This window comes from Delftia deserti (genome assembly GCF_042653485.1).
GTDB classification, from domain to species: Bacteria; Pseudomonadota; Gammaproteobacteria; order Burkholderiales; family Burkholderiaceae_C; genus Comamonas; species Comamonas acidovorans.
This window is the reverse complement of the sequence record NZ_JBHSIH010000001.1, coordinates 678,931-693,502: the sequence shown is the minus strand read 5'-3', so window position 1 is coordinate 693,502 and position 14,572 is coordinate 678,931. Positions and strand designations below refer to the sequence as shown.

At 69.2% G+C, this 14,572-nt stretch carries 10 protein-coding genes; 8 read left to right on the top strand and 2 right to left on the bottom strand.

Going from position 1 to position 14,572, the window contains the following annotated elements; translation table 11 throughout:
- Positions 1 to 2 precede the first annotated feature (2 nt).
- On the bottom strand, positions 3 to 713 hold the full coding sequence (locus ACFPFG_RS03380; RefSeq protein WP_374618292.1) for an Lcl C-terminal domain-containing protein: 711 nt from the start codon (positions 711 to 713) through the stop codon (positions 3 to 5).
- Between the two features lie 226 nt (positions 714 to 939).
- On the opposite strand from ACFPFG_RS03380, the gene ACFPFG_RS03375 reads away from it, so the two are divergent.
- From ACFPFG_RS03375 to ACFPFG_RS03350, 6 genes are all read left to right on the top strand, one after another.
- On the top strand, positions 940 to 2,178 hold the full coding sequence (locus tag ACFPFG_RS03375) for a multidrug effflux MFS transporter (RefSeq protein ID WP_183020471.1): 1,239 nt from the start codon (positions 940 to 942) through the stop codon (positions 2,176 to 2,178).
- Complete coding sequence (locus ACFPFG_RS03370) at positions 2,175 to 3,599, top strand: MFS transporter (protein ID WP_183020472.1); 1,425 nt, start codon at positions 2,175 to 2,177, stop codon at positions 3,597 to 3,599. Before ACFPFG_RS03375 ends, ACFPFG_RS03370 begins: the two co-directional genes overlap by 4 nt.
- A gap of 166 nt (positions 3,600 to 3,765) precedes the next feature.
- Positions 3,766 to 5,121 (top strand): efflux RND transporter periplasmic adaptor subunit, encoded by a 1,356-nt coding sequence (locus tag ACFPFG_RS03365; protein WP_183020473.1) that lies wholly within the window; start codon positions 3,766 to 3,768, stop codon positions 5,119 to 5,121.
- Between the two features lie 18 nt (positions 5,122 to 5,139).
- Entirely contained in the window at positions 5,140 to 8,337 is a 3,198-nt protein-coding gene (locus ACFPFG_RS03360) for an efflux RND transporter permease subunit (RefSeq protein ID WP_183020474.1), read from the top strand.
- On the top strand, positions 8,334 to 9,803 hold the full coding sequence (locus ACFPFG_RS03355) for an efflux transporter outer membrane subunit (protein ID WP_380105040.1): 1,470 nt from the start codon (positions 8,334 to 8,336) through the stop codon (positions 9,801 to 9,803). The genes ACFPFG_RS03360 and ACFPFG_RS03355 overlap by 4 nt, the downstream gene beginning before the upstream one ends.
- A gap of 50 nt (positions 9,804 to 9,853) precedes the next feature.
- Positions 9,854 to 10,183: an antibiotic biosynthesis monooxygenase family protein gene (locus ACFPFG_RS03350; RefSeq protein ID WP_016446802.1), complete on the top strand. Its 330-nt coding sequence runs from the start codon at positions 9,854 to 9,856 to the stop codon at positions 10,181 to 10,183.
- Here ACFPFG_RS03350 and ACFPFG_RS03345 read toward each other — a convergent pair.
- A complete protein-coding gene (locus ACFPFG_RS03345) occupies positions 10,168 to 11,280 on the bottom strand; it encodes a DUF72 domain-containing protein (protein ID WP_380105038.1) in 1,113 nt (370 codons plus the stop codon). The two genes, ACFPFG_RS03350 and ACFPFG_RS03345, sit on opposite strands and share 16 nt — an antisense overlap.
- A 288-nt stretch (positions 11,281 to 11,568) precedes the next feature.
- Between ACFPFG_RS03345 and ACFPFG_RS03340 the strand changes: the two genes are divergently transcribed.
- Together ACFPFG_RS03340 and ACFPFG_RS03335 are read left to right on the top strand one after the other, a co-directional pair.
- A complete protein-coding gene (locus ACFPFG_RS03340) occupies positions 11,569 to 12,696 on the top strand; it encodes an RCC1 domain-containing protein (RefSeq protein ID WP_380105036.1) in 1,128 nt (375 codons plus the stop codon).
- Between the two features lie 23 nt (positions 12,697 to 12,719).
- Entirely contained in the window at positions 12,720 to 14,456 is a 1,737-nt protein-coding gene (locus tag ACFPFG_RS03335; RefSeq protein WP_380105034.1) for a multicopper oxidase family protein, read from the top strand.
- The last annotated feature ends 116 nt before the right edge of the window (positions 14,457 to 14,572 follow it).

The following is a 14,572-nucleotide window of genomic DNA, read 5'->3' as shown; positions in this document are numbered from 1 at the left end:
CGTCAGTCCTCCTCGTCCGGGTCCGGCCTGTGGGGGGCCGGCCTGGTGGGAGCCTCGGCCTTTTCATCGGGCGGCGCGGAGGGCAGGGGCCGCACCAGCCGCACCATGAGCTGGTTGCCGCGCCCCATGTCGGGCCGCGTCTCCAGGCTGTCGAGGTCGATGGCCCAGGCCTGCTGGGCCGACAGCTGCGTACCGGCGCTGCCCGAGATATTGCTGTAGTTGTAGGGGTTGACGGGCCGCGCGTTCACCGCTGCCGTGCCTGTCCAGTGCCAGCCGCGCGGTGCGCCCGGGAACAGTTCGGGCGACAGGCCTTGCGGCCGGATGTCGCGCGAGATCAGCCGGCGCATCTCGTTGACGCGCGGCAGGCGCCAGCGCACGCCGTCCTGCTTGGCCCGCTCGGCGGCCAGGGCCTGCGCCTGCTTGTGCGTGAGCAGCTCCGGCAGGCCCGTGCAGGTCTTGCCATTCCAGTGCATGCCTTCCACGCAGCGTGGCCACAGCAGGCGGGCGCGCCGGTCGATCACGTCGCGGCCGTCTTCGGATACTTCCAGCACAGGAGCGGCGCCGGGCCTGGGGCTGCGCTGTGCCTCCTGCGGTGTCTCTCGCTGCGCTGCCTGGACAGAACCCAGCGTGCAGACACCGAGCAGCAGGGCGGCGAGCAGGGGCCCCGGCAGTGCATTCAGGGCCGGTGGAAAGGAGGGCAGGGATGGGCGCATGGTGTGTTGCAGTGGCGATGGCGGTGGCAGTGGCAGCGATGAAAAGGTGGGTTGGCCTCTTGGGTGGCAATCTCGTATCGGAGCGTAACAGGATTGCGGGCTTCTGAATTTGTGCCGCGGCAAGCCGCCAGCGCCAGGTGCGCTGGGCTGCATGCCCAGGAAATGTGAGCAGCCCCCTGCAGCCCCGCGCGCTTGCCGCCACAATGGCGCGTCTATGTCTGCGTCTATGCCTTCCTCTTCTTCTCCCGCTTCCCCTGATTCCCACACGCTGCGCCTGGTGCTGATCCTGGGCCTGCTGTCGGCCATCGGCCCGTTTGCCATCGACATGTACCTGCCCGCGCTGCCCCAGATCGGCAGCAGCCTGGGCGCCCAGGTGGGCGCGGTGCAGGCCAGCCTGACGGCCTTCTTCCTCTCGCTGGGCGTGGGCCAGCTGCTGTACGGGCCGGTCTCGGACATGGTGGGGCGCAAGCCGCCGCTGTACTTCGGCCTGACCGTGTTCGCGCTGGCCAGCGTCGGCTGCGCCATGGCCACCAGCATCGAGACCCTGGTGGTGCTGCGCTTCATCCAGGGCCTGGGCGCGGCCGCCGGCATGGCGGTGCCGCGCGCCGTGGTGCGCGACCTGCACACCGGCCACGCGGCGGCCCGCATGATGTCGCTGCTGATGCTGGTGTTCAGCGTCTCTCCCATCCTGGCGCCGCTGGCCGGCAGCGGCGTGATCGCCGTCAGCAGCTGGCGCGGCGTGTTCTGGGCCGTGGCCGTGGCGGCCGTGATCGGCCTGGTGGCCGTGTTCATGGGCCTGAAGGAAACGCGCGGGGCCGCCGCGCGGCTGGACAGCAGCGTGGCCGGCGCACTGCGCGCCTACGGCGTGCTGCTGCGCGACTGGCATTACCTGGGCCTGGTCTTCATCGGCGGCTGCGCCATGGCGGGCTTTTTCGTCTACCTGGCTGGCTCCCCCTTTGTGCTGATCAATTACTACGGACTGAGCTCCACCCAGTACAGCCTGGCCTTCGGGCTGAACGCCATCGCCTTCATCGGCGCGGCGCAGTTCACGGGCTGGCTGGGCCAGCGCTTCGGGCTGGTGCGCGTGGTCAAGGTGGCGGCCACCGGCTCCGGCCTGGTGATGCTGTCGCTGCTGGCCTACTACCTGCTGGGCGGTGAACGGCTGGCCGTGCTGATCGGCCTGTACTTCGTGGCCAGCGCGCTGATGGGGCTGGTGATACCGACGACCTCGGTGCTGGCGCTGGAGGAACACGGCGCCATTGCCGGCACGGCCTCGGCGCTGCTGGGCACGCTGCAGATGCTGTCGGGCGCCGCGGCCATGCAGATCGTGGGCCTGTTCTCCACGGGCAAGCCCCTGCCCATGGTGGTGGGCATGGCCACGGGCGCGCTGATCGGTGTGGCCCTGGCCTGGATCACGCTGGGCGGTGCGCGTGCCCATCGCGTGGGCGCAAAGGGCCATTCATGAGCCTGGCACCCGCGGCAGAGGCTGCGCCTGTCCACGATGGACTTGCGTCAGGCCCCCGAGGCCAGGCGATGCTGGTCATCATCCTGGGGCTGACGCTGTCGGTGCTGGACAGCACCCTGGTCAATCTGGCACTGCCGGCCATGGCGCGCGAGCTGCAGGCCAGCTCGGCCCATACGCTGTGGGTGGTCAATTCCTACCAGCTTGCCAGCCTGGTGCTGCTGCTGCCGCTGGCGGCCCTGGGTGAGCGCCTGGGCTACCGCCGTGTGTATCTGGTGGGCATGCTGGTGTTTTCCGTGGCCTCGCTGGCGGCCATGCTGGCCACGTCGCTGCCCACGCTGGTGGCGGCGCGTGCGCTGCAGGGCCTGGGCGCTGCGGGGGTGATGAGCGTCAACGCCGCCCTGGTGCGGCTGATCTATCCGCGTGCCCTGCTGGGCCGGGGCATGGCCGTGAATTCACTGGTGGTGGCCACGGCCTCCATGGCCGGGCCCTCGGTGGCGGCGGCGATCCTGTCGGTGGCCAGCTGGCCCTGGCTGTTTGCGGCCAATCTGCCGCTGGGCCTGTTCACGCTGTGGCTGGGGCGCCGCGCGCTGCCGGTCAATGCCGTGGCCGGCCATGCAGGGGCGCGGCTGTCGCCGCTGGACGTGCTGCTCAACATCCTCATGTTCAGCCTGATCTTCCTGGGCGGCGAGCAACTGGGCGTGCGCGCCGGCGGTGCCGATTCCTCCCTGCCTTCGGGCTGGTGGCTGCTGGGCGCGGGCCTGCTGGTGGGCGCATGGTATGTGCGCCGCCAGTGGCGCCTGCCCGCGCCGCTGCTGCCGGTGGACCTGCTGCGCATTCCGGTGTTTGCGCTGTCCATGTGCGGATCGGTCAGCGCCTTTTGCGCGCAGATGCTGGCCTATCTGGCCCTGCCGTTCCTGCTGCTGGAGTCGCACGGCATGTCGCCCATCGAGGCCGGGCTGCTGATCACGGCCTGGCCGCTGGCCACGGTGCTGACTGCGCCCATCGCGGGCCGGCTCATCGGCCGCTATGCGGACGGGCTGCTGGGCGGCATCGGCATGGCCATGTTCGCCTGCGGGCTGTGGGCGCTGGCGGCCATGCCCGATGCGCCTTCGACCGTGGACATGGTCTGGCGCATGCTGCTGGCGGGCAGCGGCTTTGCGCTGTACCAGTCGCCCAACAACCACACCATCGTGACCACGGCGCCCCTGGCACGCAGCGGCGCGGCCGGCGGCATGCTGAGTTCGGCGCGGCTCACGGGGCAGACCCTGGGCGCCGTGGTGCTGGCCACCATCTTCACCTTCGCGGGCGGGCATGGCGGCCATGCCGAAATCGTGGCCCTGGCCGTGGCGGGCTGCTTTGCGGCCATGGCGGGCGTGTTCAGCCTGCTTCGCGTGCGCACGGCACCCGCACCTAAGCACTGAACAGGCCGGTAAATGGCATTGAACTTGCGTGTGTCGGCGCGCTCCGACACATGCATCATCCTGGATGGACTTGCCAGGAGATTTAGGTGGCATGCCATCCGCTTTACAAACAAGAAATATGGGCACTGCACAATCGTGCGATGCCCCAAACGACTTCGCTGTTCCTATGAATTTTGACGTGCCTTTTTCGCCGAGCCCGCGCTTTGCCGCGTCTTCCGATTCCCAGCCCGGCGCAGGGCACGCACAACCTCCTGCCTTGCTTGCACGCAGCAAGCGCCCCGGTGCTGCCGTGCTGTGCGCGCTGGCGCTGGCCGCCAGCCTGGCTGCCTGCTCCAAGAAGGATGCAGCACCTGCCGCCACGGCCAAGGCTGCGACCGAGGTGGGCGTGGTCACGCTGCAAAAACAGAGCCAGCAGCTTGACGCCACGCTGCCGGGCCGCACGCGCGCCTCGCTGACCGCCGAGGTGCGGCCCCAGGTGTCGGGCATCGTGCAAAAGCGTTTGTTCACCGAGGGCGCACTGGTGCGCCAGGGCCAGCAGCTCTACCAGATCGACGCAGCCTCGCTGCGCGCCACCGAGGCCAGCGCCCAGGCGGCCGTGGCCAAGTCCGAAGCCAGCGCCCGCACGCTGGAGGCCACGGCGCGGCGCAATGCCGAGCTGGTCAAGATCGATGCCATCAGCCAGCAGGCCTTTGAAGAAAGCCAGGCAGCGGCCGCCCAGTCGCGCTCGGACGTGGCCGTGGCCAAGGCCAATCTGGAGACCGCGCGCATCAACCTCAAGTACAGCCGCATCGAGGCGCCCATCAGCGGGCGCATCAGCCTGTCCACGGTGACGCCGGGCGCGCTGGTCACCGCCAACCAGACCGAGGCGCTGACCTCCATCGTGCAGCTGGACCCCATGTATGTGGACTTCACCCAGTCCACCAGCGAGCTGCTGCAGCTCAAGCGTGACTGGGATGCCGGGCGCTTCCAGAAGGTGGAAGGCGACAAGGTGGCCGTGCGCATCCGCCTGGACGATGGCACGGACTACAGCCACCAGGGCAAGCTGCAGTTTGCCGGCGTGATCGTCAATGCCACCACGGGCAGCGTGACGCTGCGCGCCGTGGTGCCCAACCCGCAGGGCGTTCTCATGCCCGGCATGTATGTGCAGGCCCTGCTGCCCACGGGCCTGGCGCCCGAGGCGCTGCTGGTGCCCCAGCAGTCGGTGACGCGCGACCTGACCGGCAAGGCCAGCGTGCTGGTGGCCAAGGCCGACGACGTGATCGAGCGCAGGCCCGTGAACATCGACCGCGCCGTGGGCAATATGTGGCTGCTGCAGGATGGCCTGTCGGCCGGCGAGCGCGTGGTGGTCGATGGCTTCCAGCGCATCAAGCCCGGCGACAAGGTGCGCGCCGTGGAGGTGGACCTGCGCGCCAAGGCCCAGGCCCGCAAGGGCAAGCCGGCCGACGGGCCGGCAGCACCTGGCGCTGCGGACAAGGCGCCTGCTCCAGCACCGGCAGCGGCTCCTGCCCCGGCCGCCGGCTAAGCCGCAGGAACCCGTCACATGGCTCAGTTCTTCATCAACCGGCCCATCTTCGCGTGGGTCATCGCCATCGTCATCATGCTGGGCGGCGCGCTGTCCATCTTCACGCTGCCGCTGGAGCAGTACCCCGACATCGCGCCGCCGCGCGTGACCATCGGCGCGCAGTACACGGGCGCCTCGGCCGAGACGGTCGAGAACTCGGTAACCCAGATCATCGAGCAGCAGCTCAAGGGCATCGACAACATGCTCTACATGAGCTCCACGTCCGACGCCTCGGGCCGTGCGCGCACCACGCTGACCTTTGCGCCTGGCACCAACATCGACGTGGCCCAGGTGCAGGTGCAAAACAAGCTGCAGTCCGCCGTGAACCGCCTGCCCGACGCGGTCAAGAGCCGGGGCGTGTTCGTGAACAAGGGCGGCCAGGACTTCCTGGTCACCTACAGCTTCTTCTCCAAGGACCCGGCAATGACCGCGGTCGATATCGGCGACTACCTGACCAGCAACCTGGTCGATGTGATCGGCCGCCTCGACGGCGTGGGCGATGTCAACGTCTTCGGCACCAACTATGCGATGCGCATCTGGATGGACCCGGCCAAGATGGAGAAGTACGCGCTGATGCCGTCGGACCTGGTCAATGCGCTGAACTCGCAGAACGCCCAGGTCTCGGCGGGCCAGCTGGGCGCGCTGCCCGCCGTCTCCGACCAGCAGCTGAACGCCACCATCACGGCGCGCACCAAGCTCAAGACGGTGGAGCAGTTCGAGGATATCGTGCTCAAGTCCTCGCTGGACGGCTCGGTGGTGCTCATGAAGGACGTGGCCCGCGTGGAGCTGGGCGCCGACAACCTGACCATCAAGGCCAAGCTCAACGGCCTGCCCGGCGCGGGCATGGGCATCGTGCTGGCCGATGGCGCCAATGCCATGAAGGTGGCCGACACCATCGCCGCCAAGCTGGCCGAGCTCAAGCCGTTCTTCCCCAACGAGATCGACTACTTCGTCAGCTCGGACTCCACGCCCTTCGTGCGCGCCTCCATCAAGGAAGTGGTCAGCGCGCTGGGCGAGGCCATGATCCTCGTGGTCATCGTGATGTTCATCTTCCTGCAGAACTTCCGCGCCACGATGATCCCCGCCATCGCCGTGCCCGTGGTGCTGCTGGGCACCTTCGGCGTGCTGTCGCTGGCCGGGTACTCGATCAATACGCTGACCATGTTCGCCATGGTGCTGGCCATCGGCCTGCTGGTGGACGACGCCATCGTCGTGGTGGAGAACGTCGAGCGCGTGATGCACGAGACGGGCATGTCGCCCAAGCAGGCCACGCGCCAGTCCATGCGCGAGATCACGCCGGCCCTGGTGGGCATCGGCGTGACGCTGTCGGCCGTGTTCGTGCCCATGGCCTTCTTCGGCGGCTCCACGGGCGTGATCTACCGGCAGTTCTCCATCACCATCGTCGCGGCCATGGCGCTGTCGGTGTTCGTGGCGCTGACGCTCACGCCTGCGCTGTGCGCCACGCTGCTCAAGCCGCCCGCAGCGGGCGGGGCAGGGCATGACCGCCCCATCCGCAGCGGCATCCTGGGGGTGAACGACAGGTTCTTCCGCTGGTTCAACCACCATTTCGACGCCACGGCCGCGCGCTACCAGGGCACGGTGGCGTACTCGCTGCGCCGTGCCAAGCGCATGATGCTGATCTTCCTGGCCGTCTGCGGCGTGGTCTGGCTGCTGATGGCGCGCCTGCCCACCTCCTTCCTGCCGGACGAGGACCAGGGCTTCGTCTTCGTCAACATCAACCTGCCCTCGGGCGCGGCCGATACGCGGCTGCAGGGCGTGCTCGACGAGGTGCGCGACTACTTTGCCAAGCAGCCAGACGTGCTGAGCTTCTACCAGGTCTCGGGCCTCAACGGTGACCAGGCCTCGGCACGCGCCTTCGTGCGGCTGAAGACCTGGGAGGAGCGGCCGCTGCCCAGCCAGTCGGCCTCCGAGATCGCGCACCGCGCGACCAGGGACCTGTCCTCCATCCGCGATGCGCGCGTGCTGGTCGTGCTGCCCCCGGCCGTGCGCGGCCTGGGCTCCAGCTCGGGCTTCAACTTCATGATCAAGGACATGAACGGCCTGGGCCACCAAGCGCTGCTGGAGGCCAAGGAGAAATTCCTGACCGAGGCCCGCAAGCGCCCCGAGCTCACCAATCTGCGCATGACCAACCTGGAAGACGCCAGCGAGCTGCGCCTGGACATCGACGACCGCAAGGCCGCCGCGCTCGGCCTGTCGTACACCGACATCAACAGCGTGCTGTCCAGCGCCATGGGCGGCACCTATGTCAACGACTTCCTGAACAACGAGCGCGTCAAGCGCGTCTACATCCAGGGCGATGCGCCGCACCGCATGCTGCCCCAGGACATCGCCAAGTGGACGGTACGCAACGCCAAGGGCGAGATGGTGCCGTTCAGTTCGTTCTCCAGCAGCTACTGGGCCTACGGCTCGCCCCAGCTCATGCGCTACAACGGCAACCCGGCCTACGAAATGGAAGGCCGCGCCGCCTCCGGCGTCAGCTCGGGCACGGCCATGCAGATCGTGGAGGACATCCTGCGCACCCTGCCTGCCGGCATAGGCTACGAGTGGACCGGCGCCTCGCTGCAGGAGCGCCAGTCGGGCGCCCAGGCGCCGCTGCTGTACGCCATCTCCATCCTCTTCGTGTTCCTGTGCCTGGCGGCGCTGTACGAAAGCTGGACCGTGCCGCTGTCGGTGATGCTGGCCGTGCCGCTGGGCGTGGTGGGCGCGCTGGCCGCCACCTACACGCGCGGGCTGACCAACGACGTGTACTTCCAGGTGGGCCTGCTGACCACGGTGGGCCTGGCATCCAAGAACGCCATCCTGATCGTGGAATTCGCGGTGCAGCTGCAGGAGCAGGGCAAGAGCATCTTCGACGCCGTGGTCTCGGCCGTGCGCCTGCGCCTGCGTCCCATCTTGATGACCTCGCTGGCCTTCGGCTTCGGCGTCATTCCGCTGGCCATCGGCACGGGTGCCGGAGCGGGCGGGCGCAATGCCATCGGCACGGCCGTGCTCGGCGGCATGCTGGCCTCCACGGTGCTGGGCATCTTCCTGGTGCCCGTGTTCTTCCTGCTGATCCGCAGCTGGTTCAAGAGCCACTCGCGCACCGAGGACGACGCGCCCCAGCCCACGGCCGGATCACCTGATTCACCGCATACCGCAAAGGAGAGCGCAGCATGAGGCGCCGAATGAACCGTTCCACCCTCGCCGCAGCGGCGGCGCTGGCGGCGCTGCTGACCGGCTGCAACCTCGCGCCGCAGCACCGCACGCCCGACATGCCCGTGCCCGATGCCGTGGGCAGCACGGCCACGACGCCGGCCCAGGCCGACGAGGCCAGCCTGCAGGCCGCTGCCGCGCTGGGCTGGGTGCAGTCCCGGCAGCTGCGCGAGGTCATTGTGCTGGCCCTGGCCAACAACCGCGACCTGCGCGTGGCCGTGGAAAGCATCGAACGCGCGCGCGCCCAGTACGGCATCACGCGCGCCGACCTGCTGCCCAGCGTCAACGCCCAGGCCCAGGCCAGCCGTGCGCGCACGGCCGCCGGCATGACCAGCGCCACCCAGGCGGCGTCGGTCAGCACCCAGTACACGGCCCAGCTGGGCTTTGCCAGCTACGAGATCGACCTGTGGGGCCGCGTGCGCAACCTCAGCGAGGCGGCGCTGCAGCAGTTCCTGCAAAGCGAGCAGAACCGGCGCAATGTGCAGATCGGCCTGGTGGCCGACGTGGCCAACGGCTGGCTCACGCTGGCGGCCGACCAGGCCCGCCTGCAACTGGCGCGCGAGACCCTGGCCAGCCGCGAGAAGGCCTATGAGCTGACGCGGCGCATGCACGAGATTGGCTCGACCTCGGGCCTGGTGCTGGCGCAGAACCAGACCACGGTGGACACGGCGCGCGGCGACGTGGCCAGCTTCACCTCCCAGGTGGAGCGTGACCGCAACGCCCTGCAACTGCTGGTGGGCGGCCCGCTGCCCGAGGCCCTGCTGCCGGGCGCCGCCACGCTGCGCGCCGATGCCCGGCCCGCGGCCGCGCTGCAGCCCGTGCCGGCGCCCTTGCCCTCCAGCGTGCTGCTGGTGCGCCCCGACATCCAGGCCGCCGAGAACAACCTGCGTGCCATGGAGGCCAACATCGGCGCCGCACGCGCCGCCATGTTCCCCTCCATCAGCCTCACGGCCAGCGTGGGCTCGGGCAGCCGCGAACTCGATGGCCTCTTTGGCGGCAGCAGCAGCACCTGGAGCTTCATCCCCCTGGTGCGCCTGCCCATCTTCGACGGCGGCCGCAACCGCGCGGGCGTGCAGGTGGCCGAGGCCAACCAGCGCATCGCCATCGCCCAGTACGAGAAGGCCGTGCAGACGGCCTTCCGCGAAGCCGCCGACGTGCTGGCCGACCGCGCACAGTGGGACGAGCGCCTGGCCGCCCAGACCAGCATGGTCGCCGCCACGCAAAAGGCCTTCGACCTGTCGGAGGCCCGCTTCAAGGCCGGCGTGGACAACTACCTCACCGTGCTGGATGCGCAGCGCAGCCTCTACACGGCCCAGCAGACCCTGATCGGCCTGCGCCTGTCCGAGCAGCTCAACCGCGTCACGCTGTGGAAGGTGCTGGGCGGCGAGCAGGTGCAGGCGTCGTCCGCCTCGGCACCGGCGAATTCCTGAGCGCGGGCGGTGTATTGCGCGGTCCCGCAGAACATGCCGCCCCGACCACGATGAGCCCCTTTGCCAACACCCCCGAGCCGCCTTACTACGCCGTCATCTTCTCGTCGCGCAGGACGCCGGACGACGATGATGGCTACGGCCTCATGGCCCAGCGCATGGTGGACCTGGCCGCGCAGCAGCAAGGCTTCCTGGGCGCGGAAAGCACGCGCGGCGAGGACGGTTTCGGCATCACCGTGTCGTACTGGTCCACGGCCGAATCCATAGCGCGCTGGAAGCAGGACGCCGAGCACCTGGTCGCCCAGCAGCTGGGCAAGGACGCCTGGTACGAGCACTATGAATTGCGCGTGGCCCGCGTGGAGCGCGCCTACGGCAAGCGCTGAACCCGGGCCGCCTCCGCTTGCACCACGGCCTCGGCCAGCAGCGCGATGGAGCGCGGCGCGCAGCCTTCGGCATCGTTGCTCACTGTCACAAAGGCGGGCAGCCCGCGGCTGGTGATGCCATCGATGGTCTTGGCGAGGATGGCGCGCGTGTGCACGTCGGGCGTGCGGATCTCGTCGAAGGGATCGTGCTTCTTTTGCGCATCGGGGTAGCCGTAGGCCCCGAATTCGCGGTTCAGGTTCCAGCGGCAGACGAGCGGGGTGGGCCACAGCCCGCGCAGAAAAACCAATTGCTCTTCGATGGGCGGCATCTTGCCGTGCAGCCCCAGGCAGAATGTGGCGCCCGCAGCGCGCAGCGTGTCCGCCAGCTCGGGCGTCAAAAGCTCCGGGTCGCGCACCTCCACCGCCACGATGATCTGTGCGCCCAGCGGATGGGCGGCCAGCGCCGCTCGCACCGCGTCCAGCATGGCCTGCAGCCGAGCCAGCAGTTCGGTGGGGCGGCTCAGCAGGCCCCAGGTCATGGGACTGAGCTGGAACACCAGCACGCCGAGCTGCTCGCCCAGCCCTTCGAGCGTGGGCTCGACGAAGCTGGTCACGGCCAGATCGGGTTGAAGGAACACGGGGTTCAGCGACATGCCCTTGCCGTCCTCGTCGCGGACCTGCGCATCGGTGACCACCGAAGGGCACTTGACCACGAAGCGGAAATCGGCCGGCACCTGGCCCGCGAAGGCCAGGTACTGGCTGGCCGTCAACGGCCTCCAGAAGCTGCGGTCCACGCAGACCGTGCGCATCAGCGGATGCCGGCCATAGGCCTCCAGTCCCTTCTTGGCGAGCACGCTTTTGTCATAGGCGCCATCCCAGATCAAACCTTCCCAGCCCGGATAGGACCAGGTGGAGACCCCCATGCGCAGGCCCGGCGGAAGCTGGTCCGCCAGCGCCTGCCATTGCAGGGCCTGGGGCGCCAGCTGCACTGCACCGACGGCCTTGCGGGATGCCGGCTTGCGGCCGCCAGGCGGCGCGCTGGCGGCAGGCGGGACCGGGGCTAAAGAGGGTGGGGACGGCGGCGGTGAGGGCGGCTCGCCAAACAGATCGTCTTGCATGGGCTGGAGCATGGATTGTCCATGATGCCGCTGCGCCAGCGCAGCCCGCGTAGGCACGCACGCCACGGCCGCCTTTGCGATGTGCCTGGAGGCCAATGCCGCGTCGCAGGCCTGGGGCGGGAACGATTGACGGAGCCCAAGGCGCTCTTGAGGAATCACAGTTTTCAGTGATTGCCGCCCACCGGCTTCCTTTGAACAATCCGCACTGACACCTCACGGGCAGCCGTACCGCCGTGTCGGGATGCCCCAAGACACGCGAAACACGCAAAACACGCAAAGGAGAGGGTGATGCCGACCATAGAACAGGTAGTGGCGGGCCCGCAGCGGTCCGTGCTCATCACATCGGAGGGCGTATTCGCCTGGGGCAATCTGGAGGTGTTGCGCACCCTGCCCGAAGGCGTGGATGCTGCCGAGGTCTGTGCGCCCGATGCCACGCGCATCGGCCACCGCAGCTTTTCCCAGCCCGTGCCCCAGCGCCTGAGCCCCCGTGGCACGCGTTGGGAGGGGCTGGTGGACGCGGGCCATTCGCTGCTGGCCTGGGCGGATGGCCAGGCCTATGCCGTTGCGCCCCAGGTTCGCGATGCCGCGGGCGCCGTGCCCAGGCCTTTGGCCTTGGGCCGGCAGGATGCCGGGGTGCGGCACATCTGGGCGGGTGAGCAGCAGGCCTATGTGCAGGACCGCGAAGGCGCACTCTGGGGATGGTCGGATGCCATGCCCGGTGCGCAGCGCGTGCAGGGCCTGCCCTCCGTGCGCAGCGTGGCCGTGGGCATGGGTCATGCGCTGGCGCTGGACGCCAGGGGGCAGGTCTGGTCCTGGGGCGCCAATGCGGCCGGCCAACTGGGGCAGGGCGATCTGGTGCAGCGCAGCCGTGCGCAGCGCGTGGTGCTGCCGCAGGGCGCTGCAGCCGTGGTGGCGGTGGCGGCGGGGGCCACGCACAGCCTGGCGCTGGACGAGAAGGGGCGGCTGTGGGGCTGGGGCTCCAACCACCAGGGCCAGCTGGACCAGGGGCTGCAGGCTGCCTACAGTCCCGGCCCCGTGCGCATCGCCGTGCCTGAGCGCCTCAGCAGTCTGGCGGCGGGCCTGCACTTTTCGGCGGCGACCACGCAGGGCGGGCAGGTGCTGGCCTGGGGCTGGAATGGCCTGGGCCAGCTGGGCCAGGGCGATGCGGCACCCCGCGCGGGCTTTCACGCCGTGCCCGGCCTGGCGGCGGTGCAGCAGATCAGCGTGGGCGGCATGCATGTGCTGGCGCTGGAGCACGGCGGGCGCTGCTGGGCCTGGGGCGACAACCGCCATGGCGCCTGCCAGGGCGAGGACGGGGCCCAGGCCCAGTCCCGCCCCCATGCGCTGGCCTTGCACGCCCTCAATGACCTGACCGAAACCAATGCATTCGCCGGCAGGGCAAAGGAGGCCCTGTGAAGCATCTGCACCAGGAGCATTCAATGCCTGCCCCGGGCCTGAACCGCAGGGCGCTGCTGCAATGGGGCGCCCTGCTGACGGCAGGCGCCGTGCTGCCCGGCTGCGGCGGTGGAGGAGGTCCGCGCGACGATCTGCCCGAGCCGCAGGCGCTGCGCTCCGTCAACGGCGTGCTGGAGCTGCACCTGAACGTGGGCTATGCGTCCATGGACATGGACCTGCCGGACAGCGACATTGCGCGCTGGGCCCGCTATCCGGCCGATCGGCAGCCCGGGCGGCGTCTGGAGCTGCGCAGCTTCAATGGGCGATACACGGCGCCCACGCTGTGGCTGCGCCCCGGCGACACGCTGAAGATGTGGGTGCACAACCAGCTGCCGGCCTCGCCCCAGGGCTCGGACTGGGCGCTGCTCAACCACCAGAACAGCACCAACATGCATTTCCACGGCCTGCACGTGGACCCGCGCGAGATACGGCCCGGCGTGTTTGGCGACTACGTGGTGGACGGGCCGGATGCCGGCATCGCACCCGGCGCCACGCGCTACCACGAGATCCATCTGCCCGACGACCACAGCTGCGGCATCTACTGGTACCACCCGCATCTGCACGGCGCCACCAATGCCCAGGTCTCCAGCGGCATGTTCGGCGCCATCATCGTGGCCGATGCGCAGGACCCGTTCCGTGCCAGCGTGAACATGCGCGAGCGCGTGCTGTTCGCCCACAAGCTCACCGTCAACGCCAAGGGCCGCACCGATACGCTGGAAGACTCGATGCAGAATCCGGCCGGCGCCTTTTTGCTCAACGGCGCCTACCAGCCCACCATCGTGATGCGGCCCGGCGAGGTGCAGCACTGGCACATCGTCAATCCTTCGTCGTTCTACCCGCTGCATCCCGTGCTGGACGGGCATGTGATGAATGTCTATGGCCGCGACGGCAACCATTACGGCGGCATCTACCGGCCGCTGAGCCGGCAGACGGCCGGGCAGCCGCTGGACATGCGCGACTGGCCCGGCAACTACATCTACCCGGGCGGGCGCCTGTCCATGGTGGTGCAGGCATCGATGGCGCCGGGCGAGTATTTCCTGCGCGCGGCCGCGTGCCCGTCATTTCACCGGCCAAGCGGCAACGAGCCCTTCGAGGAGGTGCTGGCCCGGGTGGTGGTGCAGGGCGAGCCCGTGCAGGCCCGCGTGCCCGACCCGGCCCTGCTGCGCCGGCCCGGCGACTACACGCCCATCACCGATGCCGAACTGGCCAGCCATGGTGGCGTGCAGCGCGTCCTGCGCCTGGCCGTGCTGGCCGACGACGAGGACAAGGGCGTGCGCGACCCGGCCCTGGCGCCCATGCCGGCCGGCGAGAGCTGGGTGCTGAAGGTGGGCGGCAACCGATCGGTGTTTGCAGTGGGCACCGAGGCCATGCCGCTGGGCATGTCGCCCATCCATTCCAGCCTCACGCCTGTGCAGACCGTGCCCTTCAATGCGGTGGAGGAGTGGACGGTCTACAACTACAACGGCTACCCGCATCCCTTTCACATCCACGTCAACGATTGCTATGTGGTCAGGGTCAACGGCGCGCCGGTGACGCCGTTCTGGGCCGACACCCTGCCCGTGCCGCCGGGCACGGGCAGCAGCGGGGCGGCGGGGCTCACCAAGGGCAGCATCACCTTTCGCATGCGGTTCGCGGATTTCCACGGCAAGTTCGTCTGGCATTGCCATGCGCTGGACCATGAGGACCTGGGAATGATGCAGATCGTGGATGTGCGGCCCTGAAAGCCGGGCTTGTCCCATCGGCCATTCCCGCGCCCTTCCGGCGTCATGCTGCAAGCCCTTGAATTCATTGGCCTGCAAGAAATGCTTGCATTTGCGGGCGGGCCGTGAGCGGCCCG

Bases quoted from the DNA above. Each gene is read 5' to 3' on its own strand.
- ACFPFG_RS03380 (WP_374618292.1), bottom strand. From the start codon at position 713: ATGCGCCCATCCCTGCCCTCCTTTCCACCGGCCCTGAATGCACTGCCG.
- ACFPFG_RS03375 (WP_183020471.1), top strand. From the start codon at position 940: ATGCCTTCCTCTTCTTCTCCCGCTTCCCCTGATTCCCACACGCTGCGC.
- ACFPFG_RS03370 (WP_183020472.1), top strand. From the start codon at position 2,175: ATGAGCCTGGCACCCGCGGCAGAGGCTGCGCCTGTCCACGATGGACTT.
- ACFPFG_RS03365 (WP_183020473.1), top strand. From the start codon at position 3,766: ATGAATTTTGACGTGCCTTTTTCGCCGAGCCCGCGCTTTGCCGCGTCT.
- ACFPFG_RS03360 (WP_183020474.1), top strand. From the start codon at position 5,140: ATGGCTCAGTTCTTCATCAACCGGCCCATCTTCGCGTGGGTCATCGCC.
- ACFPFG_RS03355 (WP_380105040.1), top strand. From the start codon at position 8,334: ATGAGGCGCCGAATGAACCGTTCCACCCTCGCCGCAGCGGCGGCGCTG.
- ACFPFG_RS03350 (WP_016446802.1), top strand. From the start codon at position 9,854: ATGAGCCCCTTTGCCAACACCCCCGAGCCGCCTTACTACGCCGTCATC.
- ACFPFG_RS03345 (WP_380105038.1), bottom strand. From the start codon at position 11,280: ATGCAAGACGATCTGTTTGGCGAGCCGCCCTCACCGCCGCCGTCCCCA.
- ACFPFG_RS03340 (WP_380105036.1), top strand. From the start codon at position 11,569: ATGCCGACCATAGAACAGGTAGTGGCGGGCCCGCAGCGGTCCGTGCTC.
- ACFPFG_RS03335 (WP_380105034.1), top strand. From the start codon at position 12,720: ATGCCTGCCCCGGGCCTGAACCGCAGGGCGCTGCTGCAATGGGGCGCC.